The organism is Luteimonas sp. Soil_C_16 (assembly GCF_057657295.1).
The window spans coordinates 1-225 of sequence record NZ_JBDGIS010000021.1; the positions used below are offsets into that span (position 1 = coordinate 1).

General features: G+C 54.2%; 1 protein-coding gene. It reads left to right on the forward strand.

Annotation, left to right across the window (positions count from 1 at the left end; genetic code table 11):
- A partial coding sequence (locus AC3A5T_RS16935; RefSeq protein ID WP_487629533.1) for a hypothetical protein occupies window positions 1-225 on the forward strand: 225 nt, incomplete at both ends.

Here is a 225-nt window from a genome sequence, read left to right on the forward strand (position 1 = left end):
GGCGAAGACGGTTTTGCTTACTTTTGCCAAGACAAAAGTAAGCCGCGCGACAGCGCGGAAGCCCTGTACTTGATCTTTGCTCCTGCGGTGATTCTTTCTTTTTTCTTGAACGTCGAAGTCGCAAAGCGACGAGCGAACAAGCGTAGGCAAGTGCAGGGCTTTCGCCCGCTGCGCGTGCGAGTCCCTTTTGGATGGACCCAAAAGGAACCAAAAGGTCCCTTCGCC